General features: G+C 72.7%; 23 protein-coding genes. 8 read left to right on the top strand and 15 right to left on the bottom strand.

Features of this window, described 5'->3' with window-relative positions; all coding sequences use genetic code 11:
• Nucleotides 1-30 precede the first annotated feature (30 nt).
• On the bottom strand, nt 31-729 hold the full coding sequence (locus HNR10_RS18150; protein ID WP_179825120.1) for an LmeA family phospholipid-binding protein: 699 nt from the start codon (nt 727-729) through the stop codon (nt 31-33).
• A 269-nt stretch (nt 730-998) separates the two neighbouring features.
• Nucleotides 999-2,174 (bottom strand): putative quinol monooxygenase, encoded by a 1,176-nt coding sequence (locus HNR10_RS18145; RefSeq protein ID WP_179825118.1) that lies wholly within the window; start codon nt 2,172-2,174, stop codon nt 999-1,001.
• A gap of 317 nt (nt 2,175-2,491) precedes the next feature.
• Between HNR10_RS18145 and HNR10_RS18140 the strand changes: the two genes are divergently transcribed.
• Nucleotides 2,492-3,292: an HAD family hydrolase gene (locus HNR10_RS18140; RefSeq protein ID WP_179825116.1), complete on the top strand. Its 801-nt coding sequence runs from the start codon at nt 2,492-2,494 to the stop codon at nt 3,290-3,292.
• Between the two features lie 269 nt (nt 3,293-3,561).
• Here HNR10_RS18140 and HNR10_RS18135 read toward each other — a convergent pair whose 3' ends face one another.
• From HNR10_RS18135 to HNR10_RS18115, 5 genes are all read right to left on the bottom strand, one after another.
• Entirely contained in the window at nt 3,562-4,542 is a 981-nt protein-coding gene (locus HNR10_RS18135) for a Rossmann-fold NAD(P)-binding domain-containing protein (RefSeq protein ID WP_179825114.1), read from the bottom strand.
• Between the two features lie 225 nt (nt 4,543-4,767).
• The gene (locus tag HNR10_RS18130; RefSeq protein WP_013155353.1) at nt 4,768-4,866 is read right to left on the bottom strand and encodes a 30S ribosomal protein bS22; all 99 of its coding nucleotides are present in this window, start codon (nt 4,864-4,866) and stop codon (nt 4,768-4,770) included.
• 221 nt (nt 4,867-5,087) lie between these two features.
• Nucleotides 5,088-5,723 carry a histidine phosphatase family protein gene (locus tag HNR10_RS18125; protein ID WP_179825112.1) on the bottom strand — a complete coding sequence of 212 codons (636 nt, stop codon included), beginning with the start codon at nt 5,721-5,723 and terminating at the stop codon, nt 5,088-5,090.
• A gap of 32 nt (nt 5,724-5,755) precedes the next feature.
• Nucleotides 5,756-7,051 (bottom strand): glutamate-1-semialdehyde 2,1-aminomutase, encoded by a 1,296-nt coding sequence (gene hemL, locus HNR10_RS18120; RefSeq protein WP_179825111.1) that lies wholly within the window; start codon nt 7,049-7,051, stop codon nt 5,756-5,758.
• Nucleotides 7,052-7,223: 172 nt separating this feature from the next.
• Entirely contained in the window at nt 7,224-7,883 is a 660-nt protein-coding gene (locus HNR10_RS18115; protein WP_179825109.1) for a phosphatase PAP2 family protein, read from the bottom strand.
• A gap of 256 nt (nt 7,884-8,139) precedes the next feature.
• On the opposite strand from HNR10_RS18115, the gene rraA reads away from it, so the two are divergent.
• Nucleotides 8,140-8,622 carry a ribonuclease E activity regulator RraA gene (gene rraA, locus HNR10_RS18110; RefSeq protein WP_179825106.1) on the top strand — a complete coding sequence of 161 codons (483 nt, stop codon included), beginning with the start codon at nt 8,140-8,142 and terminating at the stop codon, nt 8,620-8,622.
• 252 nt (nt 8,623-8,874) lie between these two features.
• Here rraA and HNR10_RS18105 read toward each other — a convergent pair whose 3' ends face one another.
• The 8 genes from HNR10_RS18105 to HNR10_RS18070 all read right to left on the bottom strand — a co-directional run bounded on the left by HNR10_RS18105 (nt 8,875) and on the right by HNR10_RS18070 (nt 16,877).
• Nucleotides 8,875-9,486 carry a bifunctional DNA primase/polymerase gene (locus HNR10_RS18105; protein ID WP_179825104.1) on the bottom strand — a complete coding sequence of 204 codons (612 nt, stop codon included), beginning with the start codon at nt 9,484-9,486 and terminating at the stop codon, nt 8,875-8,877.
• A 142-nt stretch (nt 9,487-9,628) separates the two neighbouring features.
• Nucleotides 9,629-10,621, bottom strand: a complete 993-nt coding sequence (hemB, locus tag HNR10_RS18100; RefSeq protein ID WP_179825102.1) for a porphobilinogen synthase — start codon at nt 10,619-10,621, stop codon at nt 9,629-9,631.
• A 72-nt stretch (nt 10,622-10,693) separates the two neighbouring features.
• Nucleotides 10,694-12,379 (bottom strand): bifunctional uroporphyrinogen-III C-methyltransferase/uroporphyrinogen-III synthase, encoded by a 1,686-nt coding sequence (locus HNR10_RS18095; protein ID WP_179825100.1) that lies wholly within the window; start codon nt 12,377-12,379, stop codon nt 10,694-10,696.
• A 270-nt stretch (nt 12,380-12,649) separates the two neighbouring features.
• Nucleotides 12,650-13,621 carry a hydroxymethylbilane synthase gene (gene hemC / locus HNR10_RS18090; RefSeq protein ID WP_179825097.1) on the bottom strand — a complete coding sequence of 324 codons (972 nt, stop codon included), beginning with the start codon at nt 13,619-13,621 and terminating at the stop codon, nt 12,650-12,652.
• The gene (locus HNR10_RS18085; protein WP_179825095.1) at nt 13,618-15,156 is read right to left on the bottom strand and encodes a glutamyl-tRNA reductase; all 1,539 of its coding nucleotides are present in this window, start codon (nt 15,154-15,156) and stop codon (nt 13,618-13,620) included. Before HNR10_RS18085 ends, hemC begins: the two co-directional genes overlap by 4 nt.
• A gap of 148 nt (nt 15,157-15,304) precedes the next feature.
• On the bottom strand, nt 15,305-16,003 hold the full coding sequence (locus tag HNR10_RS18080) for a redox-sensing transcriptional repressor Rex (protein ID WP_179825094.1): 699 nt from the start codon (nt 16,001-16,003) through the stop codon (nt 15,305-15,307).
• A 315-nt stretch (nt 16,004-16,318) separates the two neighbouring features.
• On the bottom strand, nt 16,319-16,585 hold the full coding sequence (locus HNR10_RS18075) for a glutaredoxin family protein (RefSeq protein WP_179825093.1): 267 nt from the start codon (nt 16,583-16,585) through the stop codon (nt 16,319-16,321).
• A gap of 34 nt (nt 16,586-16,619) precedes the next feature.
• Nucleotides 16,620-16,877: a MoaD/ThiS family protein gene (locus HNR10_RS18070; RefSeq protein WP_179825092.1), complete on the bottom strand. Its 258-nt coding sequence runs from the start codon at nt 16,875-16,877 to the stop codon at nt 16,620-16,622.
• Between the two features lie 109 nt (nt 16,878-16,986).
• Between HNR10_RS18070 and HNR10_RS18065 the strand changes: the two genes are divergently transcribed.
• The 6 genes from HNR10_RS18065 to pstB all read left to right on the top strand — a co-directional run bounded on the left by HNR10_RS18065 (nt 16,987) and on the right by pstB (nt 23,582).
• Nucleotides 16,987-17,754 (top strand): winged helix-turn-helix transcriptional regulator, encoded by a 768-nt coding sequence (locus tag HNR10_RS18065; protein WP_179825091.1) that lies wholly within the window; start codon nt 16,987-16,989, stop codon nt 17,752-17,754.
• Between the two features lie 317 nt (nt 17,755-18,071).
• A complete protein-coding gene (locus HNR10_RS18060) occupies nt 18,072-19,229 on the top strand; it encodes a hypothetical protein (protein WP_179825090.1) in 1,158 nt (385 codons plus the stop codon).
• Between the two features lie 160 nt (nt 19,230-19,389).
• Nucleotides 19,390-20,358 carry a mycothiol synthase gene (gene mshD / locus HNR10_RS18055; RefSeq protein ID WP_179825089.1) on the top strand — a complete coding sequence of 323 codons (969 nt, stop codon included), beginning with the start codon at nt 19,390-19,392 and terminating at the stop codon, nt 20,356-20,358.
• Between the two features lie 349 nt (nt 20,359-20,707).
• Complete coding sequence (gene pstC / locus HNR10_RS18050) at nt 20,708-21,673, top strand: phosphate ABC transporter permease subunit PstC (RefSeq protein ID WP_179825087.1); 966 nt, start codon at nt 20,708-20,710, stop codon at nt 21,671-21,673.
• On the top strand, nt 21,673-22,752 hold the full coding sequence (gene pstA / locus HNR10_RS18045; RefSeq protein WP_179825085.1) for a phosphate ABC transporter permease PstA: 1,080 nt from the start codon (nt 21,673-21,675) through the stop codon (nt 22,750-22,752). The genes pstC and pstA overlap by 1 nt, the downstream gene beginning before the upstream one ends.
• A gap of 50 nt (nt 22,753-22,802) precedes the next feature.
• Nucleotides 22,803-23,582, top strand: a complete 780-nt coding sequence (pstB, locus tag HNR10_RS18040; protein WP_179825083.1) for a phosphate ABC transporter ATP-binding protein PstB — start codon at nt 22,803-22,805, stop codon at nt 23,580-23,582.
• Nucleotides 23,583-23,586: the final 4 nt, after the last annotated feature.

Raw genomic sequence — 23,586 nt, 5'->3', positions numbered from 1 at the left:
CGCGAGGACGACGAGTCCGGCCGCGTCCACCTAGGCCGCCTCGGAGCCCATCAGGGGAACGTCCTGGCCGGTGCCGGTGATCCGCACACCGCTGGAGACGTTCTCCATCTCCGTCACGGTGAGGCCGAAGGGCAGTTCGGGCGCCTCGACGCTGAAGGTGAGCATGTCGCCGACCATGTCGCTGACGCCGTCCGGGGCACCGCTGACCTCGATGTCGACCGGGGTGACGGTGACCGTGCCGCCGTCCACCTCGAACTCGCCGGCCGCGCTGATGGAGGTGCTCACGCCCAGCTCCGGGATGGCCAGCTCACCGGTGATGCGGGGCTCGCCGTTCTCGGTGGTGATGGTGACGCCCTCGGGCAGGTGGGGGTTGAAGTAGGAGTAGGGAACGACGAACGAACCCTCGACCTGTCCGGCGACCACGGACGGCTCGTTGACCAGGTCGGACAGGGGCGCGTCGACCTCGGTCGCGGTCGCCTCGATCTGCTCCAGCGTCACCCCGCGGACGGTGGCGGTGCCCGCGGTGATGGTGATCTCCGAGTAGGTGCCGCCGAGCGCCTGCGGCAGGAACGCCCAGCCGCCGATGGCCACGTCCGGCTGCTCGGACGTCTGCATCTGCTGGGCCACCCGTTCGGCGACCATGCGCTCGGCGAAGCCGCGCAGCGCGATGTCGCCTCCCACCACGACGACCACGAGGAGGATCAGGAAGACGACGAGAAACTTACGCATCTGGATCCCAGCACACTTTCTTTCGCTCCGGCGCGCCTCGCGGCTGGGTCTTCCGGCCGGTCCAGGTCACACGCCATCGGCACCCGACGGGTGCCGGTCATGACAAACCCAAAGGGAAGGGTACTTCAACCGGGGTTGGACTCCGCCGGGGCCGGGCGGGTTCCCCGACTCCGGGCAAAGTCACCGGTTCGAGACATCCCGTCACCGGACGAGATGAAGGCGGACGCACAGGACGCGGTCACGGGCCCGCCGCACGCGCCCGACGCGCCCTAGTGGGGCATCAGCATGGCCGCGAGGCCGTCGCTGGCCGCGGCGCCCGACAGGGACAGCTCGATCACGTTGGTGGCGGTCACGAAGGCGGCGCCGCGCCTGGCGAACTCGATCACGTGCGGCTGGCGCTCGTGCTCCTCCCGGGCGAGCTCGTCGCGGTACATCGCGTACACGATCCGCTGGAGCGGAGCGCTGGGCACGGTGTGGCAGGCGAACATCAGGGTGTCCGGCTCGTGCTCGGCGACGTGGGCGACGACGGCGGCGGCGAGCTGGTCGAATCCCGCGCTCTGGCCCTCGGCGAGCGTGTAGATCGTGATGACGCCGCGGCCGCGCGGGGGCGCGGCCTCACGGACGGGGGCGCCGCCCCGGTGGTCGGCGTAGGTGTCGGCGTTGCGACGCTTGCGGCGCACGGGCTCCTCCATGGACGCGGCGGGTTCCGCGTCCGCGTCGTCGTCATCGTCATAGACGTAGTCGTCGTCGTCGTAGTAGTCGTCGTCGTAGTCGTCGTAGTCGTCCTCCAGCCCGCGCCGGGGTCGGGCGCCGAGCGCGCAGGCGCCCCACAGCGCGGCGATGGCGCCGAGCATCAGGACGGGTCCGCCCGGCCCGAGCCCGAGTCGGCCCACGGCCACGGAGAGCACCAGGGACAGCGCGACCAGGCCCAGCACGGACAGGTCCGCGGAGAGGTCCCGCCCGCCGCGGCGGGCGACGCCGATCAGGCCGACGACCAGGAAGACGAGGGCCACGGCCTGGGCGCCGTTGACGAGGACGCGCGGAATGAGGTCGTAGTGGTCGGCCAGCCCGGGGAACGAGGCGCCGAACCTGCCGCTCAGGCGGTCGACGCTCAGGACGACCAGGGGGACGATCGTGAACGCGGTGACGAACAGGCGCGAGGTGAAGCGGCCCTGGAACGACCGCACGCCGTGTTCGAGCGCTCCCCAGCCCAGATAGAGCGGCCCGACGAGGCTGATACCGATCTGCAGCAGCCGGAAGGTGAGATCGCCGAAGTCGAACATCGCCCCGACGACGGCCGCGCTCAGCCCGACCGTCATACCCAGCGCGGCGACCAGCCAAGCGACGGAGGCCACGCTGGGACGGCGTTGGGCGTACGCGGCCAGCGCGGCGGTGGCGCTCCAGCCCACCAACGCGCTTACGAATGCCAGTCCTACCGTCACCATCCCGACAATGATGCTGCACTCCGACGGGTGGATGTGCACTACATACAGGATCGGGAGGACAGTCTCCGGGGCGATCCCGCAGAGTGTGGCGCGAACCCGCAGTTCACACTGTGATTTTCCTCACGTGAATTCCGGCCGCATCCCTGTGACCGCACACGACCCGCCGAGGGCCGTAGTCTCGCCTTCAGGGCGTGCTCCACGGACGCCGCCCCTCGCGAGCGGCAGGCCGGCGCCCGACCGGACATGTCCGCCGAGCGCGCACCCTCGGGCGGATCGCACAGCCGACGGACCGCCCCCATCCGAGCCAGGAGACGACCGTGCCTCACGACACCGTGCCCCCGTCGACGAAGGGCGCCGCCTTCTTCGACGTGGACAACACCCTCATGCGGGGCGCGTCCATCTACCACTTCGCCCGTGGACTGGCCTCCCGCGACCTGTTCACCACCCGCGACCTCCTGCGCTTCGCGTGGGGCCAGACGGTCTTCCGGGTCACCGGGAGCGAGCAGCCCGAGCACATCGACGCCGCCCGGGAGGCCGCGCTCGCCTTCGTCGCGGGCCACGGGGTGAGCGACCTCGTCACGCTGTGCGAGGAGATCTACGACGACACCATGGCGGACCGCATCTGGGAGGGCACGCGCGCCCTCGTCCAGGGGCACCTGGACGCCGGTCGGCCGGTGTGGCTGGTGACGGCCACGCCCGTCGAGCTGGCGCAGATCATCCGGCGCAGACTCGGCCTGACCGGGGCCCTGGGCACCGAGGCGGAGAACCTGGACGGGGTGTACACCGGCCGGCTCAACGGCGACCTGCTGCACGGCCCGGCCAAGGCGGTGGCGGTACGCGCGCTCGCCCGCCGTGAGGGGTGGGACCTGGATTCGTGCTCGGCCTACAGCGACTCGTCCAACGACCTGCCGCTTCTGTCCATCGTCGGTGATCCGCACGCGGTCAACCCGGACGGGGACCTGCGCCGGTACGCGCGCACGCACGGGTGGCCCGTACACGACTTCAGACGGCACCGGACGGCATTGAAGGTGGCCGTGCCCGCGGCCATGGCGGGGGCCGTGGCCGGAGCGGTGGCGATGCGGGCGATCAGACACCGCCGGACGGCGGGAGCGGCCTGAGGCGGCCGCAGCGGCCGTGACGGCGGCCGAGGCGCCCGGGCGCGGCTCGGACCCGCGCGTGGGGCGTGCGTCGCCCAGGAGGGCACCTGAGGGGTGTGTGAGGCCGGTGTGACTGGTGAGGGCGTTGAGGCCTCGCGATCAGGCGAAACCGGTGCGGCGCGTGACGCCGAGGGCCGCGAGGGACTGAGAGGCGCCGCGAGGCCGCCGGGCCGAGGGGCCGAGGGGCCGAGGGGCCGAGGGGCCACCGGGCCGAGGGGCCGCGCGAGACGCTAGCGGCCCAGGGTGGCTCGGGCGAGAGCGAGGACGTGGACGGGCCGGAGGCCGGCGCCCCGGGTCGGGGCGGCCTGGGCGCGGCTGCCGACGAAGGTCTCGAACGCCTGCGGGGAGCTGTAGGACGGGGACCAGTCCAGCGCCTTCTCCAGCGGCGCGGTGTCCATACCCGTGGCGAGCCGGCCGACGCTCACGGCCCGGGTGTTGCTCGCGCTGGCGTAGTCGATACGCCCGTGCTTGGCCATGCTCCGCAGGACCTTCAGGCCGCGGGCGGGCACCGGCAGGCGCTGGCCGCCGACGCGGCGCAGGCAGTCCGACAGCGGCACCGAGTCGGCGCCGGCCACGTCGAAGTGCCCGGTCTCGTCGCTCAGGGCCATCCGGACCAGGGCCTCGGCCGCGTCGTCCTCGTGCACGAAGCGCACGCTGGGGTCGCTGCCGAGCACGGTGGGCACGAAGCGCGCGCCCAGGTACCGGGTGAGAGGGGTGTCGACCGAGGGGCCGATCAGGTTGGCCAGGCGCAGGACCGCCACGGACACGTCCGGGCGGCGGCGCTGGAGGCCGAGCGTGTCGCGCTCGACCTCGGCGGCGTCGTCGGCGTCCAGGCTGGCGCTGGAGCGCACCACGACCCGCTTGACGCGGGCCGAGCGCTGCGCGGCCGCGAGCACCCGCATGGTCCCCAGGAGGGTGTCCTCCCGGTGGGGACCGCGCGCGGTGTCCAGGCCCAGGTGCAGGATGATCTCCGCGCCCGAGTCGGCGACGATCTGCCCGAGGCTCTCGTCGTGCAGACCCACGTGGACGTACTCGACGCCGCCCGGCCCGTCACCGTCCTCGGCGGACGACCGCGGGCCGACCTCCGCTGCCGGCGGCGGGGCGGAGTCGGCGCCGATGACCCGGCGTACACCGGGCTCCGCGCTCAGGGCCTGGGCGACCCTGGCGGCCACAGGGTTGGAGACACCGGTGACGAGGACGACACGAGTCATGGCGACACGTTCCTTGGGAAGACGGAAAGTCAGATCCGGACGGCCCGCGGACCGATCACCGAGAAGGTGAACCGGCGGCCGCGACCCGTGAGACACAACGGTGCCTCACCCAGAAAATTCCATAGGGGTGGCAAAGGCCACGCAAGGAGGAAGGTGTCTCCGCGTCGGGGACGAGCCCTGGGGCACGCCCACGCCCGCGGAGAGACGACATCGGCCGCGACCGGTCTACTTCTTGTTGCGACGCGCCACACGCGTGCGCTTGAGCAGCTTGCGGTGCTTCTTCTTCGCCATCCGCTTGCGACGCTTCTTGATGACGGAACCCATGGGATCACCTTCTCGCTGACGATGCGTACGGACATGCCGAACCGCTGGCGGTGAGCACCGGCAGGGGTTCGGATGCGCTGCTGGGGTCGCCGGGCACCGGCGCGTACGGCGCACGCGCGGATGCCGGGCGATCCGGGGCGGACCCCGGGGAGGCCGACGCTGGAAACGCACGCCTACCGCACCCGAAGGCCCAGCTTACCGTGACGGGTGTGCGGTCCGGGTCACGCCCCGGGGACGGACGGCCCGTCGACGTACAGGGAGGCGGCCGGCTCGGCGTAGCTGACACTGGCCAGGCGATGGTCGGCGAAGGTCAGTGACGTCACGCTCGCCAGATTGCATTCGCGCCGGTCGGGGCGGTGCCACAGCCGCCTCGCCTCGGCTGCGCGGCGGGCCGTCCAGATGGGCAGCTGGTGGCTGACGCAGACAGCCTCCCGGCCCCACGCGGCCCGGCGCGCGACCTTGATCGCGGACACCATCCGGTCGAGGATCTCCGCGTAGGGCTCGCCCCAGGACGGCAGGAACGGATTGTAGAGCCGCCTGAGCACCCGCGGGTCACGGGCCGAACGCGCCGACAGGGACATCCCCTGGAACCTGTTGCCCGCCTCGATGAGGCGGTCGTCCAACGTCACCGGCAGGTCCAGCGTCTTCTGCAACGGGACCGCGGTCTCCTGGGTGCGGTCCAGCGGCGAGGAGTACAGGGCGGCGATGTCGTGCCCCTCGAACCACTCGGCGGCCATCTCGGCCATGCGCTGGCCGCGGTCGCTCAGGTGGTAGTCGGGCAGCCGTCCGTACAGGACCTTGTCCGGGTTGTACACCTCGCCGTGCCTGAGCAGGTGCACGACGGTGGTCGTGGTCATCGTGGTCGTCCTTGTCTCGGTGTCGGGGCTGGTCAGCCCTGCGCCTCGGCGGCCGCCCGGGCCGCCCGTGGCAGGGCCGAGACCACCTGGTCGATGGCCGCGTCGTCGTGCGCCGCGGAGAAGAACCACGCTTCGAAGGCCGCGGGCGGCAGGTACACGCCCTGGTCGAGCATGGCGTGGAAGAACGCGGAGAAGACCGCGGTGTCGGTGGTGCGGGCGCTGTCGAAGTCGGTCACCTCCTGGTCGGTGAAGAACACCGTGAAGAGGTTGCCGCCGCCCTGGACCCGATGGGCGACCCCGGCGCCGCTGAGCGCCTTGGAGACCTCCGCCTCGACCTGCGCGGAGACGCGGTCGATGTGGGCGTAGACCTCGGGGGTGGCGGCGCGCAGCGTGGCGAGCCCGGCCGCCGTGGCCAGCGGGTTCCCGGAGAGGGTGCCCGCCTGGTAGACGGGGCCGTCGGGCGCGAGGCGGTCCATGATCTCGGCCCGGCCGCCGAACGCCGCGGCGGGCAGGCCTCCGCCCATGACCTTGCCGAAGGTCATGAGGTCGGGGGCGACCTCTTCCAGGCCGAACCAGCCGGAGGCGGAGACGCGGAAGCCGGTGAGGACCTCGTCGAGGATCAACAGGGCGCCGTTGGCGTGCGCGATCTCCTTGAGGCGGGCGTTGAAACCGTCCTTGGGCGGGACGACGCCCATGTTGGCGGGGCAGGCCTCGGCGATGACGCACGCGATGTCCTCGCCGTGCTCGGCGAAGGCGCGCTCGACGGCCGCGGGGTCGTTGTAGGGGAGCACGAGCGTGTCGGCGGCGCTGGCGCCGGTCACGCCCGGGGTGTCGGGCAGGCCGAAGGTCGCCAGACCGGACCCGGCGGCGGCCAGGAGGGCGTCGACGTGGCCGTGGTAGTTGCCCGCGAACTTGATGATCTTGCTGCGCCCGGTGTAGCCGCGGGCGAGGCGGATCGCGGACATGGTCGCCTCGGTCCCGGAGTTGACCAGGCGGACCTTCTCCACGGGCGTGCGCGCCACGATCAGCTCGGCGAGTTCGACCTCGCCCCGCGTCGGCGCGCCGTAGGAGGTCCCGGCGTCGACCGCGTGGTGGAGCGCGGACACGACCGGGGGCGCGGCGTGGCCGAGGATCAGCGGACCCCAGGAGCACACCAGGTCGACGTACCGGTGCCCCTCGGTGTCGGTGAGGTAGGGGCCCTCACCCTTGGTGAAGAAGGGCGGAGTGCCGCCGACGGCACCGAAGGCGCGCACGGGAGAGTTCACGCCACCAGGGACGACGGCGGTGGCCCGACGGAAGAGCTCTGCGGAAGTCTGTTGAGTACCCACGCCACCAGTGTGTCAGTTGTACCCTCCGACCTGACCGTGACCCGCCCCGCACCGGAGGCTCCACCAGGGCCCTGAGCAGCGGATCGGTCACGGAGGATGACTCCGGCGGGCTCCGCGTCGCGTGTCGGGCCCCGAGAGTCGTACGCGGGCGGGTCACGGGGTCGGGTCCGGGTCAGGCGGGGGTGAGGGTGTGCTCGTCGTCGCGGGTGCCGGCGGTCCGGTCGGCGACGGAGGAGCGCACGAGGGGGCGCAGGCGTTCGACGGCGGCGAGGCGGTCGACGCACCGGGTGAGCGGGCGGGCCAGGGCGAGCGACACCAGGGTCGCGACGAGGGCGCCGAGGAGGAGGCCGACCGTGACGTCGTGCGGGTAGTGGACGCCGACGACGACCCGGGAGAAGGCCTCCAGCACGGCGAAGACCGCGATGACCACGGCGATGCGGCGCCAGGCCAGGACCAGGGCCGCGGCGGAGGCGCCGGCGATGGCGGCGTGGTTGCTGGGGAAGGACCAGTCGCCGGCGGGCGGGCAGGCGGCCGCGGTGACCAGGTCGGTCATCGCCTGGCAGGGCCGCTGTTGGGCGACGGCCTCCTTGACGGTGCGGCTGACGAGGTAGGCGATGACCGTGGCGACCGGGGCGAGGAGCGCCAGGCCGACCGTGCGCGCGTCGACGGACCGGGCGCGCCACCACGAGGCCAGGAACAGCACCGCGAACACGCCGAGCAGGAGTTCGGTGCCCAGGTCGAACGCGTGCCGCCACGCGGGATCGAGTTCGGCGACCGCGCCGACCACCGCACGTGACCAGGCCGAACTGACGCGGAGGATCTCCGTGATCATCTCTCTCCAGGGGGCGCTCGGGGAGAAGTCACATGTTGGGGGAACGATCGGACAACGTTCAGATGTCCGGCAGGTGACTGAACTCCCAGGGATTCGTGAACGAGAAGTTCCTCATCCTGTCACCGGAAAGTGACCGCCGAGGCCGGAAACCCGCCCGGATCGACGAAGGAGACGCGCCGCCCCGACGAAGGTCGGTGGGGTGACCGGTCAGTAGTTTGGGGGCGACCACCCGTCCCCACCACCCATCGGAGCTGTCATGGCCACGGCCTTCACCACGGCGGACCTCATCGACGACCACGGCGACACCCTGCGCAGCTGCTCGACGCAGTTCCGCCTGCTGGGCGGGCGCGCCCGGTTCCACGGCCCCATCCGGACCGTCAAGTGCCACGAGGACAACGGGCTGGTGAAGAAGGTCCTCAACTCGCCCGGCGACGGTGCCGTCCTGGTCGTGGACGGCGGCGGCTCGCTGCGCAGCGCCCTGCTGGGCGACATGATCGGCGCGTCCGCCGTGGCCAACGGGTGGGCGGGCGTGGTCGTCCACGGCGCCGTGCGCGACAGCGTCGCGCTGGCGGAGCTCGACCTGGGCGTCAAGGCCCTGGGCACCAACCCCCGCAAGTCCGTCAAGGACGGCGCCGGGCTGGCGGACGTCACCGTCACGTTCGGCGACGTGGCCTTCGTCCCCGGCGAGTGGCTCTACAGCGACGAGGACGGCATCGTCGTCAACGCCACCCGGATCTGAGGCGGCGGCTCACTCCCGGCGGCGGCGCTCCGGGTGGGCCTCCGGGTGGGCCTCCGGGTCCGTTGCCAGACCGTGGAGGCGTCCCGCGCCTCCAGCTCCGGTCGGCCGACGAGGGGGCGGCGCGCCCCAGGGTGATCGCGGGCACGAGCAGCCCGACCATGGCCTGAGAGCCAGATCCAGGCCCTGAGTGCGCTCCGGACGGATCGCAGGCGGCTCCCAGCCGGCCCTCAGGCGGCCCCGGCCCGCTTCCGGTCAGCTCCGGTGGGGGAACTCCTCGCTGGCGTCGGAGAGGACGTCCAGCACCGCGATGGGGTCGGGCAGCGGTACCGCGCCGTCCTCGTCGCGCGGGGCGCGGATCCAGGTGACCCGGCCGCCGGAGGGCAGCGCCGAGGGCGCCCCGGGCACGAAGCTGTCCCGGCAGTGCCACCGCAGCCCGGGGGTCTCCGCCACCGACTCCGGGACGGTGTCCAGGTGGCAGGACCACCACTCGTCCTCGTCCACCGGGGACCGGGTCGCCACGAAGAACAGGTAGCGCGAGGACTCCACCGCCGCCACCGGCCCCGCCGGGACGCCCGAACGGCCCATCCGCGCCAGCGCCATCACCCCGGCCTCGCGGGGCACGTCGAAGACGTCGAACACCCGGCCGGTCGGCAGGATGACGTTCGCGTCGGGGGTCGCGGTCCACCAGCGGCGGATCCGGTCGGGGTCGGTACTGGCCTCCACGCCCCAGGCCATCGTCACCGGGTGCGCCGCCGGGTCGGGACAGCCCATCCGGTCGCACGTACACGCCCGGTCCTGGCCGGGCGCGGCGCCCCGCACCACCGGCCACCCCAGCCGCGCGTAGCGCAGCGCTGACTCCAGCATGCTGTCCGCCGCATGCCGTCGCTTCCGTCGGTACAGGACGTCGGCCATGGAACCCCCGGTGGTCGTGTCTAGATCCAGGCGCGGCCGACGTCTCCTGGCCCGCCGCCCGGCGACCGCGACCGGGGCGAAGGGCCTGGTCGTGCTACCTCAGCAGGCGGGCCGCCTCGGTGGCCCAGTAGGTGAGGACCTGCTCGGCTCCCGCCCTGCGGTAGGAGGTGAGGGTCTCCACGATCGCCCGTTCCCGGTCCAGCCAGCCCTTCTCCGCCGCCGCCTCGATCATGGCGTACTCACCACTGACCTGATAGGCCGACACGGGCACCGGCGAGGTCTCGGCGACCTTGGCCACGATGTCGAGGTAGGCCAGTCCCGGTTTGACCATGACCATGTCGGCGCCCTCGGCGACGTCCAGCGCCACCTCGCGCAGCGCCTCGCGGGCGTTGGCGGGGTCCTGCTGGTAGCCGGAGCGGTCGCCGAACTGCGGCGCCCCCTCGGCCGCCTCGCGGAAGGGCCCGTAGAAGGCGGACGCGTACTTGGCCGCGTAGGCCAGGATCGGCACCTGGGTGAACCCGGCGCCGTCCAGTCCGCGGCGGATCGCCGCGACCTGGCCGTCCATCATGCCGCTGGGCGCCACCACGGCGGCGCCCGCCTCGGCCTGGGCGGCCGCGACGGCCGCGTACCGCTCCAGGGTGAGGTCGTTGTCCACGTGGCCGCCGCTCTCCAGCGGCCCGCAGTGGCCGTGCGAGGTGTACTCGCACAGGCACAGGTCGGCCATGACCACCAGTTCGTCGCCGACGTCCGCGGCCAGGTCGCGCAGCGCCACCTGCACGACCCCGTCCGGGTCGTCGGCGCCCGATCCGCGCTCGTCCTTGTGCTCGGGGATCCCGAACAGCATCACGCCCCCCACGCCCGCCTGGGCCGCCTCCTGGGCGGCCTTGCGCAGGCTGTCACGGGTGTGCTGCACCTGGCCGGGCATCGAGGAGATCGGCACCGGTTCGGTGAGGCCCTCCTTGACGAACATGGGCAGGACGAGGTTCTCCGGCCGCACCCGGGTCTCGGCGACCAGGCGACGCAGAGCCGCTCCGCGGCGCAGACGGCGCGGCCGGGCGACGGGGAAGGCGGCGTCGGAGGCGGTCAATGCGGGCTCCTCATGGCGGTGGCGGTTGGTCGCGGACGACGGGTGGACGGACGGATGGGCCGTGGGGCGGGGTCAGACCTTGCGGCGACGGCCCCGGCGCTTCTGGCTGGGCTTGAGGACGGGCTTGCCCGCCTCGATCGCCTCACGGCGCTTGGCGGCACCGTACTCCGAAAGTGCCTCCGCCAGGGCCGAAACCGACGCCTTCGGTGCGACGACGTCGACCCGCAGGCCGAACTCGATCGCGGTCTTCTCGGTCTCGGGGCCGATGACGGCGATGGCGGTGGTGTTGTGCGGCTTGCCCGCGATGCCCACCAGGTTGCGCACCGTGGAGGACGACGTGAACAGCACCGCATCGAAACCACCTCCCTTGATGGCCTCTCGGACAGGCGCGGGCGGCGGCGCCGCGCGGACCGTGCGGTAGGCGGTGACGTCGTCGACCTCCCACCCCCGCTCGTCCAGTCCGGCGGCCAGGGTCTCGGTGGCGATGTCGGCGCGCGGGAGCAGCACCCGCTCGATGGGGTCGATCTCGGCGTCGTAGGGCGGCCACACCGACACCAGTCCCGCGCTGGACTGGGCGTCCTCCGGCGGCTCCAGGTCGGGCTGGATGCCGAAGTCGCGCACGGCCCTGGCGGTGGCCTCGCCCACGACGGCGACCTTGACCCCGGCGAAGGCACGCGCGTCCAGGCCGTAGGACTCCAGGCGCTCCCGGATCGCCCGGACCGCGTTGGTGGAGGTGAAGGCGACCCACTGGTAGCGCCCGGTGACCAGGCCGCGCACGGCGCGCTCCATCTGCTGCGGGGTGCGCGGCGGCTCCACGGAGATGGTCGGCACCTCCTCGGGCACCGCGCCGTAGCCGCGCAGCTGGTCCGACAGGGCGGCGGCCTGCTCCTTGGTCCGGGGCACGAGCACGCGCCAGCCGAACAGGGGGCGGGTCTCGTACCAGGACAGCTCGGACTGGCGCGCCACCGGCGCCCCGACGACCATCAGGGCCGGAGCGGTCACGTGGTGGCCCTTGGTGTCCTTGGACTTGAGATCGGCGACCAGCCGGGCCAGCGTCGAGGTGACCGTGGTCTGCCGGGTGGTGCCGCCCGCGCGCACGACGGCGACGGGCGTGGCCGGCGGGCGCCCGCCGGCGATGAGGGTCTTGCACATGACGTCGAACCCGGGGCCCTGGTGGCCGGGCTCCTCACCGGGGGGCGCGTCGGCGCCGAGGATCACCAGGGCGGCGTCGCCGGCGGCGGCCTCGTGCCAGTCGACCTCGGCCCCGCCGTGCGGCCGGGCGTTGAGCAGCCGCACCTCGGGGCCCTCGCCCAGCAGCGGGATGCCGGCGAAGGTGGGCACGGCGGTGACCGCGGAGACGCCGGGGGCGACCTCGACCTCCACGCCCGCCTGCTCGCACGCGGCCACCAGGTCCGCGCCGCGGCAGCCGAAGAACGGGTCGCCGGAGTACAGGCGCACCACCCGGCGGCCCTCACGGGCGCGGGCGACGGCCAGGGCGTTGATGTCGCCGCCGCACTCGGCGGCCTCGATCACGGTCACGTCCTCGGGGCAGTGCGCCAGGAGTTCGGTACGGAAGCCGGCCAGTTCCTCGGCCGCGGGCTCGCGGAGGGTGATGACCACGTCGGCGCGGCGCAGCAGTTCGGCGCCGCGCAGCGTCAGCAGGTCGGCGCCGCCGGGGCCGCTGCCGACCAGGGCGACGTGCCCGGGGCGCGGGGCGGGGCGCGGCTCCTCCGGACGGGGGATGGCGTTGGCGTTCACGTACTGGCTCCTCGGGTGTGGGTCGCCTGTGCCCCGGTGCGCGGGACCGGGGCGGTGACGGCTGGGCTGCGGCGGCCACGTCGGCGCCCGGCCCGTCTTTCGTGTTCCTAGGGTGTGTCCCGTGGACGCCGCCCGTCGTGAGCGGCGGTCCAGTGGTGGCCTCGCGAGGCCGAAGAGGGAGTCAGGGTGGGCCTCCTGTCGACTGATGAGAACGAAGCGAGGGCGCCGCTGGGGCGTCGCTCAACAGGGCGAGTGTTCGCGGGACACGCCCTAGGGTGTGTCCCTCTCCGCGAAGGCCGCGGCGACGATGCGGTCGGCGCCCTCGCCGATCATCTCCCGGGCCAGGTCCCGGCCGAGCGCGACGGCCGCGTCCAGGTCGTGGGCGGAGGCGAGGTCCGCGGTGCGGTCGCCCCGGACGGCGGCGGTGCCGTCGGTGGCGACCACGGCGGCGCGCAGGCGCAGCCGGCCGTCGGCGTACTCGGCGAAGGCGCCGACGGGGGCGGCGCAGCCGCCCTCCAGCACGGACAGCACGGTGCGCTCGGCGACGACGGCGACGCGGGTGGGCGCGTGGTCGACGGAGGCCAGGTAGCCCAGGTCGTCCTCGCGGCGCTTGGCCGTGCACTCCACGGCCAGTGCGCCCTGGCCCGGGGCGGGCAGCATGCGGTCGGCGTCGAAGACGTCGGTGACGGCGTCCCTGCGGCCCACCCGGCCGAGTCCGGCGTGGGCGAGGACGACGGCGTCCAGCTCACCGGAGGTCACCTTGCCCAGGCGGGTCTCCGCGTTGCCGCGGATGGGGACGTAGACGAGGTCGGGGCGCAGGGCCGCGAGCTGGGCGACGCGGCGCGGGGAGCCCGTGCCGATCCTCGCGCCGGCGGGCAGCCGCTCGAACGTGAGGCCGTCGCGGGCGCACAGGGCGTCGCGGGGGTCGTCGCGCTCGGGGATGGCCGCCAGGACGAGGCCGTCCGCGGGGACGGTCGGCAGGTCCTTGAGGGAGTGGACGGCGAAGTCGATCGTGCCGGCCACCAGCTCGTCGCGCAGGGCGTTGACGAACACGCCGGTGCCGCCGAGCTGGGTCAGGTGCGCCTTGGTGACATCGCCGAAGCTCGTGATGAGCTCCAGCTCGATCGGGCGCCCGGTGCGCTCGGTGATCGCGTCGGCGACCATCCGGGACTGGGTGGTGGCCATGGTGCTGCGGCGGGTGCCGAGCCTGGCCGGGGTGCCGCCGGCGGGATTCGCGGTCATACCTGCTCCTGTGCGGCCTCGGCCGCGGTGGTGGGACGCGCGGGCGAGGACAGGGCCTCCGGCGTCTTGGGGTCGAGGTCGAAGAGTTCGCGCAGCGCGGCCTCGTAGGACTCGCCGTCGGGCGCCGCGGCCAGTTCCTTGACCCGCACCGTGGGCCGGTGCAGGAGCTTGTCGGCGACGCGGCGCATGGCCCGGGTGATCTCCTCGCGGGCGCGGTCGTCGAGGTCGGCGGGCAGGCGGCCGTGCAGCCGGGACAGCTCGGCCTCGACGACGTCCTTGGCCTGGGCGCGCAGGGCGACGACGGTCGGGGTGACCTCGTTGGCGCGGCGGACCGTGCGGAACTCGGTGACCTCCTCGTCGACGATCTCGCGGACGACGGTGAGGGCGCCGGAGCGGCCGGACTCGTGGTCGCGGGTGGCGGCGGTGGCCTGGCGCAGGGCCTCGATGTCGACCAGGTCCACGTGCGGGAGGTCGCGCACGGCCGGGTCGATGTCGTGCGGCAGGGCCAGGTCGAGGAAGACCAGCGGCGTCGTGCGCGCGGTGTCGGCCGCGGCCACGGCCTCGGCGGTGAGGACGAGGCCCTGGGCGCCGGTGCAGGAGATGACGAGGTCGACCTCGGGCAGGACGTCGGCCGCGTCGGCGAAGGGGACGGCGCGGGAGCCGACCGTGTCGTAGGCCTCGGTGAGGCACTCGGCCAGGCGGGCGGCGCGCTCCATCGTGCGGTTGGCCACGATGACCGTCCGCGCGCCCTGGCGGGCGACGGTGTTGGCGGACAGCGCGCTCATCGATCCGGCGCCCAGGACGAGGACGCGCAGTCCGGCCAGCGGGCCGGAGGAGGCCTTGGCGGAGCCGTCGAGGCCGTTCGGGCCGCCGGTGGCCGCGGCGGCCTCCGGGTCCGTGGCCCCGGCTCCGGACATGGGGCAGGCCGCGGGCGGGACGGCGCCGGCCACGGGTGCGGTCTGGCCGACCGTGGGAGCGGGTCCGGCGTCGGCCGGGCGCGGCCGCAGGTACGCGAGGGCGTGCTCCAGGCCGAAGCTGACCATGTCGGCGCCCGCGTGGTCCAGGTGGGTCTCGGTGTGGGCGCGCTTGCCGACCCGCAGGGCGCGCTGTCCCAGGTCGTTGAGGACGCGGCCGACCGTTCCGGTCTCCTGGCCGAGCTTGAGGGCGTCGCGGACCTGGCCGAGGATCTGGCCCTCGCCGACGACCATGGAGTCGAGGCCGCAGGTGACGGAGAACAGGTGCTGGACCGCGCGGTCCTCGTAGTGCACGTAGAGGTGGTCGGACAGCTCGCCGAGGGCGACGCCGGTGTGCCACGACAGGAGTTCGGTGATGGCCGCGACGCCGCCGTGGAAGGCGGAGACGTCGGCGTAGACCTCGGTCCGGTTGCATGTGGAGACGACCATCGCCTCGTGGACGGACTCGGACGCGACCATCTCGCCGACCGCCCTGGTCCGGGTCTCACCGTTCAGAGCGACGCGCTCGAGCAGCGCCACCGGCGAACTCCGGTGGCTCAACCCCACGGCCAGGACACTCATCCGCATTCTCCTACGCAGGCACCACAGCGCCCCCATGACGCTGCGTCTCTATGCTCGGGCACGGTCTCCGTCACAGCGGGGCGGCCCCCGCTTGCTCCGGCTCGCGCACGTCGCTCCGCCCGGGCCCCGTCGCCTGGGTGCGTCGTTCTCACGTCAGTTCCAGCCCCGCCCGGTCCACGCCCCGTCCGCTGTCGCCGTCGGCCCTGCGCTGGGCGTGGAAGGCGAGGATCTGGAGTTCGATGGACAAGTCGACCTTACGCACATCGACTCCCTCCGGCACATTCAGCACGACCGGGGCGAAGTTGAGGATGCTGGTCACCCCCGCCTCGACGAAGCGGCTCGCCACGCCCTGGGCGGAGGTCGCCGGTGTGGCGATGACCCCGATCGACACGCCCTTCGACCTGACAACGTCCTCCAGGTTGTCAATATGCCTGACGTCGAGCGACGCCACGGTCTTCCCGACCACGGAGGGGTCGGCGTCGAGCAGGCCCGCGATGCGGAACCCGCGCGTGCCGAATCCCCCGTAGTTGGCCAGAGCGCGGCCCAGGTTGCCGATCCCGACGATGGCGACCGACCAGTCCTGGGTGAGACCAAGCTCACGTGAGATCTGGTAGACGAGGTACTCGACCTCGTAGCCGACCCCTCGCGTGCCGTAGGAGCCGAGGTGGGAGAGGTCCTTGCGGAGCTTGGCGGAGTTCACGCCGGCGATCGAGGCGAGGTGCTCCGAGGAGACCGTGAGCGTGCCACGGTCCTGGAGCGCCTGCAGTGCGCGCAGGTAGACGGGGAGCCGGGCGACGGTGGCCTCGGGGATTCCCCTCTCCCGGGGCCGGGGTGGGCGGCTTGTCACAGGCGGGCGCTCCTGGGGGGAGGTCGGTTCGAACGTGGCCCGGGAGGCGCGGCGCCCCATGAGGGCCGGTGGCGCCGCGCCTCCCGCTCGCACATAGATTACGCGCTTGTGAAAGCGCGCACAAAGTGGGGTCGCTTGTGACGTGCGGACCAAAAATTCTCACCAATGACGCCGGAAGCCACAATCCGGAAACACGACTTCACATCACCCGGATGAGGCACAGAACGCACATCAGCACGGATTCTGCGCGCGTGTTCACGGAACACACACCCGCCCCGGGCGCATGATCACCCCGGACGCACGCCTCCCGCGGGCTCAGCCCTCCAGGGCCGCGCGCAGCCGTGCCTCTCCGACCCGCCAGAAGTCGTGCTGCCGGCCGTCCACGAAGGTCACCGGGATCTTGTCCCAGTACTCCTCCCGGTCGGCCGCGGCCACCCCGTTCAGGTCGACCTCGGCCCTGCTGACCCCGAGCTGGTCCGTCACCCGCTCCACCACGGTCCACGCGTCCTCGCACAGGTGGCAGCCGGGCTTGCCCAGCATCACCACGCGCGCACGCCCCGCCCACTCGGGGGTTTCACTCATGTTTCCTCCCGGTTCCCATCACTTGTCGGAGGCCTCACCCGCCGGCGAACGGCGGTAGGACCTCGATCACAGTCCCGCCGGCCACCGCGACTTCGTCGTGCGGTCTCCTGCCGACCGGGCGCTCGTCCACGAGAAGCGACGAAGCCCTGAGTACGCGCAGGAACCGGTCGTCGGGATGGAGCAGACACGCGGCGTCGAGAGCCGCGCCGAGGGTGTCGGCATCGACCAGGTCCTCGGCGGTTCCCGCCGCTTCCTTGGCCGCTGCCCAGTACCTGATAGTGCACTTCGCCATCTATTGATTATCCTTGGTGTTGCTCGGAGGCGACGTATTAAACAAATCTTCACCGGGGGCAAAGGCGCCTTCGATCGTCCGCACAGCGCGGGATGACGAGAAGAGACGCATGAGCCATCTGCTGCTACTGACGAACTCGAACGAACCGTCTGACCACGTGCTTCCTGCCCTGGGACTCCTCCTGCACTCCGTGCGGGTGGCTCCCGCGGAGGCGGGGGCACTCCTGGCGTCCGGTGCGACCGGGAACTCCAACGCGCCCGTTGACGCCATTCTGGTCGATGCGCGGACCGACCTGGCGACCGCCCGCAACTTCTGCCGCCTGCTGGACACCACGGGGCTGGACTGCCCGCTGCTGGTCGTCCTGACCGAGGGCGGCGTCGCCGCCCTCACACCCGACTGGCAGGTCGACGACTTCATCCTGGCCACCGCCGGACCCGCGGAGGTCGAGGCGCGGCTGCGCCTGGCCGTCGGTTCGGCCGAGGCCGGGACCGACGACCCCGACGAGATCCGCCGCGGCGACCTCGTCATCGACGAGGCGACCTACATCGCCCGCCTGCGCGGTCGGATCCTGGACCTGACCTTCAAGGAGTTCGAACTGCTCAAGTTCCTGGCCCAGCACCCGGGCCGGGTGTTCACCCGCGCCCAACTGCTCCAGGAGGTGTGGGGCTACGACTACTTCGGCGGCACCCGCACCATCGACGTCCACGTCCGGCGCCTGCGTGCCAAGCTCGGCTCGGAGTACGAGTCGCTGATCGGCACGGTGCGCAACGTCGGCTACCGGTTCGTGCCCGACCCGGTCGCCAAGGCGCCGCAGGCCGCGTCCGAGGCCGCCGAGCAGCTTCCGGCCGCCCGGACCTCGGAGCCCAGCACGTCCTAGGGCGGTGCAGCGGCACGGTTCGCCGCGACACACGCCATGAGCACCGGGGCGCCGCGCACTCGCGCGAGGCGCCCCGGACTCGTTTCCGGGGCGCGCGGACGGCGGAGGGGGCGTCGGAGCGGGCACGGGCGGCGGAGGTCACGTCCGCGTTCCTCCTCGGTGACGACCTGAACCGCACCCTGTGCAGGGGTCGTGTAACCGAGCGAGAACGCCTAGGATCTGTGGCGCACCCGCACGCAGGGTCGTCTGGCGCGGCGTACGCTCCCCGGGCGGGTGAGGCAAGTCAGGCGCATCGCCCTAAGGAGGGAACCGCCCCGATGCCCACCACCGCCGCGAGCGCACGGACTCCCCTCAGACGCCGCTTCGGCATCCCCCTCTGCGCGGTCTTCGTCGGCTCCGGCCTCGTCGCCCTGACCGCACCGGCCCACGCCGACCCGAGCCCTTCGCCCACGCCCTCCCCCTCGTCCTCCTCCGAGCCGAGCCCCTCGGCTTCGCCCTCGCCCTCGCCCTCGACCAGCCCTTCGCCGCCCGCGCCGACCCCGTCGGCCGCGATCGCGTTCCACCGCTCCGCCGACCGGGTGCGGCTCGGCTCGTCGGCGGAGCCCAACCCGGTCACCGCGACCAACGACGGTGACGCGCCGATCTGCCTGGTGGACCTGACCGTCGAGGTCCGGGAGTTCTCGGCCGAGGGGTTCTCCGCCCAGCTGCTCGAACCCGGCCACAAGGCGGACGTCGGACAGGTCGCGGGCTCGCCGCGACGGGACACCGACGTCGTCGCCACCCTGGCCTACGCGCTCGCCGACCCCGAGACCGGCTGCTCCGCGATCGACTCCGGGGCCGTGGTGACCGCGACCTCGGGCGCGTGGTCGGTCACGGTGTTCCACACCGATCCGCCCGTGGCCCCGACTCCCACTCCCACGCCCGACCCGCCGAACGGGAGCGAGTCGCCGGACGAGAGCGACCGGCCCACTCCGCCCGCGTCGGAGCGGCCGACGGACGACACGGACGACCCCGAGACCTCGTCCCCTCCCCCGTCGACGCCCTCGTCGTCCCGTACGCCGAGCGGCCCGAGCTCGTCGAACTCCTCGAACGGCTCCAGCGGCTCGGGATCGGGTTCCGGGTCGGGATCGGGTTCCGGCTCTGGCTCTGGCTCCGGGTCGGGCTCCGGTGTCGACGACGTTCCGACCAGCGACAGCGACATCCCGACCCTTCCACGGGACGAGGCCGACCTGCCCGGTGTCACCGGAGGCTCGGAGGACCTCGCCGAGCTGCCGCTGGTGACGCCGTCCTCCGACGACGACGCCGGCGACGGCGGCACCGAGGTCGCCGCCGACACCAGCGATCTGGGCCCCAACTGGGCGCCGGCCGTGCTGCTGGCCGCGCTCCTGCTGGCCCTGCTGCTGGCCACACCGCTCGCCCCGGCCCGCCGGGTCCGGGTCGGCTCCGGCTACCAGGGCAAGCGCCGCAAGGGCTGACCGCCCCGCGACCACCGCACTCCGGTCCCCCGTCCGCGCCGCGGGCGGGGGACCGCCGTGTGCGCTCAGGGCGCCGCGCGACCGCCGCGCCGGCCGCCGCAAGCCCCGACCCGGGGCCTGTCACGCACCGCCGGGCCCCGGGGACGTAGGATCTCGCCCCATGAGCACCCCGCTGGTCACCGACGACCTGGCCCGCGAGCCGGCCAACGACGTCCTGGCACTCGCCGAGGCCGCGCGACGCGCCGACGGCGTCGCCCCGCTGTCCGAGCACACCGTCCTGCGTGTGCGCCACGGCGCGCCCTCGGGCAGCAGCCGCTTCCACGTGATCACCGCCGACGACCGCGTCGTCGGCTTCGCGTTCGTCGAGCGCGTGGCCGGCGAGCCCGACTCGGGCGAGATCGTGGTCGACCCTGCCCACCGCGGCCGCGGCCACGGCAAGGCCCTGCTGCACTCCGTCCACGCCGACGCCGGTCCGCACGGTGTGCGCGTGTGGGCCCACGGCCGCACGCCCCAGGCGGCCGCCGTGGCCGCCGCCGACGGCTGGCGCCCGGTCCGCGAACTCCACAAGATGCGCATGCCGCTGCGCGACGTCCCCGCCGACGCGCCGGGCGGCCCCTGGGCCGCCCCGGAGCTGCCCGAACCTGAGCTGCGCCCGGACGTGGCCGCCCGGGTGCGCGTGCGGCCGTTCGTGGTCGGCCAGGACGAGCAGGCGTGGCTGGCCGCCAACGCCCGCGCGTTCGCCGACCACCCGGAACAGGGCCAGCTGACGCTGGACGACCTCCTCCAGCGCGAGGTGGAGGACTGGTTCGACCCGCACGGCTTCTTCCTCGCCGCCACCACCGACGGCTCGGTCGCCGCGTTCCACTGGACCAAGGTCCACCGGGACGGCGCCGGGCTCTCCGACACCGAGGCCGTCGGCGAGGTGTACGTGGTGGGCGTGGACCCCGACTGGCAGGGCAGCGGGCTGGGCCGCGCCCTGACGCTGGCCGGCCTGCGGCACCTGCGGGACGCCGGACTGCCGTGGGTGCACCTGTACGTCGACGGTGACAACGAGGCCGCGGTGCGCCTGTACGAGTCGCTCGGCTTCGGGATGTGGGACACCGACGTGATGTACGCCCCCGGCGAGTGACCGGGAACGGGCCGCTCCGGTGACGTGCGCATCGTCACATTAACCGGAGCAACCACCGTGCGCCACGGGAGTGCGATTTCCCGTTCATCTTCCGTTCACCTTCCCTGGGACAACTGGTCACCTAGCCCGCCTACCTTCACATTCGGTGCGGCACGGCCATTCCGCGCGCGGTGGCCGTGACACGTTCGGAGGCCCACCGGCCACATCCGCCTCACAGCGGCCTCCGGCAGGCAGAATGCGCACCGGAACCAGCCGGCCCCACCGGCACCACCACGCGCCGAGACCCGGCACGTGCGGACGAACCCGTTCGTACCGGGCGAACCCGCCCCGAACCCGAACCGGAGCACCCATGACGACCACGGACGCGCCCGAGGCGGCCCCACGGCCGCCCGCGGGCCGGCGCCGGATCGGTGACACCGCCTTCGCCGGGCTCGCCCGAGGCTCGGGCCTGCTGATCCTGGCGATCCTCGCCGGGGTCGCCGCGTTCCTGATCATCCAGGCGTGGCCCTCCCTGTCCGCGAACACGGCCAACTTCCTCACCTCGAACGTGTGGGAGGCCAACGACCGGGAGTCGCCCGCCTTCGGCGTCGGCATGCTGGCGTTCGGCACCGTGCTCGCCGCCGCCATCGCCCTGGCGCTGGCCACTCCGATCGCCATCGGGATCGCGCTGTTCATCGTCTACTACGCCCCCCGCAAACTCGCGTCCCTGCTCGGGTACCTGGTGGACCTGCTCGCGGCGATCCCCAGCGTCGTCTACGGCCTGTGGGGCATCGGCTTCCTGGCGCCGCAGCTCGTGCCCGTCTACCAGAAGATGGCCGAGCACCTGGGCTGGATCCCGCTGTTCGCCGGGCCCGCCTCCACCTCCGCCCGCACGATGCTCACCGCCGGCATCGTGCTCGCGGTGATGATCCTGCCGATCATCACCGCGATGTCGCGCGACGTCTTCCACCAGGTGCCCCAGGGGCACCGCGAGGCCGCCCTGGCCATGGGGGCGACGCGCTGGGAGATGATCCGGCTGGCCGTCCTGCCGTTCGGCAAGTCGGGGATCGTCGGCGGCGCGATGCTCGGCATGGGACGCGCGCTCGGCGAGACGATGGCCGTGGCCATGATCCTCTCGCCCTCGCTGATGATGTCCTTCCACCTGCTGCAGAGCGGCAACCAGACCATCGCCGCGCACATCGCCCTCCAGTACCCGGAGGCGACCGGGTACGGGGTGTCCGCGCTGATCGCCGCGGGCCTGGTCCTGTTCGCGATCACCCTGGCCGTCAACATGGGCGCGCGCTACATCGTGGCGCGGGGCAGCAAGGAGTCCTGATGAGCACGACGACCACGCAGCCCCCGGAGCCCGAGGCGACCCGGAGCGCACTCGACCTGCGCCGCGGCGCCCTGCCGCACCGCTTCCCCGCCGTCCTGCTGGCGTCCACCGCCGCGGTCGTCGCGGGGGTCCTCCTGGCCTTCTCCACCTTCGGGTTCGCCCTGTGGGCGATCCTGACCGCCGTCGCCTACACCGCCATCGTCGTGACCGTGTCCGCGCGGGTGGAGGGCGGCCGCAAGGCCACCGACCGGCTGGTCACCGCGCTGGTCTACGGGTGCTTCCTGCTGGCCATGCTGCCGCTGGTGTCGCTGCTGTGGACCGTGGCCCAGAACGGCATGGCGCGGTTCGACGGCTACTTCCTCACCGTGTCGATGAACGGCGTCCTGCCGAGCATGGACGCGGGCGGCGTCTACCACGCGATCGTCGGCACGCTGGCGATCACCGGCATGGCCACGCTCATCGCGGTGCCCGTCGGCGTGATGAGCGCCGTCTACCTCGTGGAGTACGCCGAGGGCCGGATGAAGCGCGTCATCACGTTCTTCGTCGACGTCATGACCGGCATCCCGTCCATCGTCGCCGGACTCTTCGTCGTGGCGCTGTGGATGATGCTGTTCGGCCCCGGCCACACCAACGGCGCGGCGGGCGCGATCTCGCTCTCCGTGCTGATGATCCCCGTGGTCGTGCGCTCCAGCGAGGAGATGCTGCGGCTGGTCCCCCGGGACCTGCGCGAGGCCTCCTACGCCCTGGGCGTGCCCAAGTGGCGCACGATCACCAAGGTGGTGCTGCCCACGTCCGCCGCGGGCCTGACCACCGGAATCATGCTCGCCATCGCGCGCGTTATCGGTGAGACGGCGCCGTTGGTCCTCACCGCGGGATCGTCGGCGGTGTCGATCAACTGGAACCTGTTCGACGGCCAGATGATGAGCCTCCCGGTCTTCATCTACTCCCAGGTGCGCATGGGCGACGCCGTCAACTACGAGCGGGCCTGGGGCGCCGCGCTGACCCTGATCCTGACGGTCATGCTGCTCTTCTTCCTGGCCCGCCTCATCGGCCGACTGTTCGCGCCCAAGTCCCGCTGACCACCGCCCACGCTCCGCGCTCGGCACCTGAACTCACGAGGAACCATCCAGTGGCGAAAAGAATCGACGTCTCCGGCCTCCACGTCTACTACGGCGACTTCCTCGCCGTCGAGGACGTGTCGATGACCATCGAGCCGCGATCGGTGACGGCGTTCATCGGATCCTCCGGCTGCGGCAAGTCCACCTTCCTGCGCACGCTCAACCGGATGCACGAGGTGACCCCCGGCGCCCGCGCCGAGGGCAAGGTGCTCCTGGACGACCTGGACATCTACGGCCCCGACGTGGACCCGGTGATGGTCCGCAGCGAGGTCGGCATGGTCTTCCAGAAGGCCAACCCCTTCCCGACGATGTCCATCTACGACAACGTCATCGCCGGCGCCAGGCTCAACAACAAGCGGATGAGCAAGGCGCAGGCCGACGAACTGGTCGAGAACTCGCTGCGCGGCGCGAACCTGTGGGGGGAGGTCAAGGACCGGCTGAACAAGCCCGGTGCGGGCCTGTCCGGCGGACAGCAGCAGCGCCTGTGCATCGCGCGGGCCACGGCGGTCAAGCCGTCGGTGCTGCTGATGGACGAGCCCTGCTCGGCCCTGGACCCGATCTCGACGCTGGCGATCGAGGACCTCATCCACCAGTTGAAGGAGGACTACACGATCGTCATCGTCACGCACAACATGCAGCAGGCGGCGCGTGTGTCCGACCGCACGGCCTTCTTCAACCTCTCGGCCCCGGGCAAGCCGGGCCGGCTCATCGAGATGGGCGAGACGAACCAGATGTTCACCCGCCCGGAGCAGAAGGAGACCGAGAACTATATCACCGGCCGCTTCGGATAAAGCT

This window comes from Nocardiopsis aegyptia, assembly GCF_013410755.1.
Lineage (GTDB): Bacteria > Actinomycetota > Actinomycetes > Streptosporangiales > Streptosporangiaceae > Nocardiopsis > Nocardiopsis aegyptia.
Note: the sequence above shows the minus strand (reverse complement) of the source record. Positions and strands in the feature narration are given on the sequence as shown.

Coding starts and splice junctions, on each gene's coding strand:
- pstA (WP_179825085.1), top strand. CDS start 21,673: ATGAGCACGACGACCACGCAGCCCCCGGAGCCCGAGGCGACCCGGAGC.
- HNR10_RS18130 (WP_013155353.1), bottom strand. CDS start 4,866: ATGGGTTCCGTCATCAAGAAGCGTCGCAAGCGGATGGCGAAGAAGAAG.
- hemC (WP_179825097.1), bottom strand. CDS start 13,621: ATGACCGCGAATCCCGCCGGCGGCACCCCGGCCAGGCTCGGCACCCGC.
- HNR10_RS18115 (WP_179825109.1), bottom strand. CDS start 7,883: ATGATCACGGAGATCCTCCGCGTCAGTTCGGCCTGGTCACGTGCGGTG.
- HNR10_RS18135 (WP_179825114.1), bottom strand. CDS start 4,542: ATGACTCGTGTCGTCCTCGTCACCGGTGTCTCCAACCCTGTGGCCGCC.
- HNR10_RS18150 (WP_179825120.1), bottom strand. CDS start 729: ATGCGTAAGTTTCTCGTCGTCTTCCTGATCCTCCTCGTGGTCGTCGTG.
- HNR10_RS18065 (WP_179825091.1), top strand. CDS start 16,987: ATGAGCCATCTGCTGCTACTGACGAACTCGAACGAACCGTCTGACCAC.
- pstC (WP_179825087.1), top strand. CDS start 20,708: ATGACGACCACGGACGCGCCCGAGGCGGCCCCACGGCCGCCCGCGGGC.
- HNR10_RS18075 (WP_179825093.1), bottom strand. CDS start 16,585: ATGAGTGAAACCCCCGAGTGGGCGGGGCGTGCGCGCGTGGTGATGCTG.
- HNR10_RS18145 (WP_179825118.1), bottom strand. CDS start 2,174: ATGGTGACGGTAGGACTGGCATTCGTAAGCGCGTTGGTGGGCTGGAGC.
- HNR10_RS18125 (WP_179825112.1), bottom strand. CDS start 5,723: ATGACCACGACCACCGTCGTGCACCTGCTCAGGCACGGCGAGGTGTAC.
- HNR10_RS18070 (WP_179825092.1), bottom strand. CDS start 16,877: ATGGCGAAGTGCACTATCAGGTACTGGGCAGCGGCCAAGGAAGCGGCG.
- rraA (WP_179825106.1), top strand. CDS start 8,140: ATGGCCACGGCCTTCACCACGGCGGACCTCATCGACGACCACGGCGAC.
- HNR10_RS18105 (WP_179825104.1), bottom strand. CDS start 9,486: ATGCTGGAGTCAGCGCTGCGCTACGCGCGGCTGGGGTGGCCGGTGGTG.
- HNR10_RS18060 (WP_179825090.1), top strand. CDS start 18,072: ATGCCCACCACCGCCGCGAGCGCACGGACTCCCCTCAGACGCCGCTTC.
- mshD (WP_179825089.1), top strand. CDS start 19,390: ATGAGCACCCCGCTGGTCACCGACGACCTGGCCCGCGAGCCGGCCAAC.
- HNR10_RS18085 (WP_179825095.1), bottom strand. CDS start 15,156: ATGAGTGTCCTGGCCGTGGGGTTGAGCCACCGGAGTTCGCCGGTGGCG.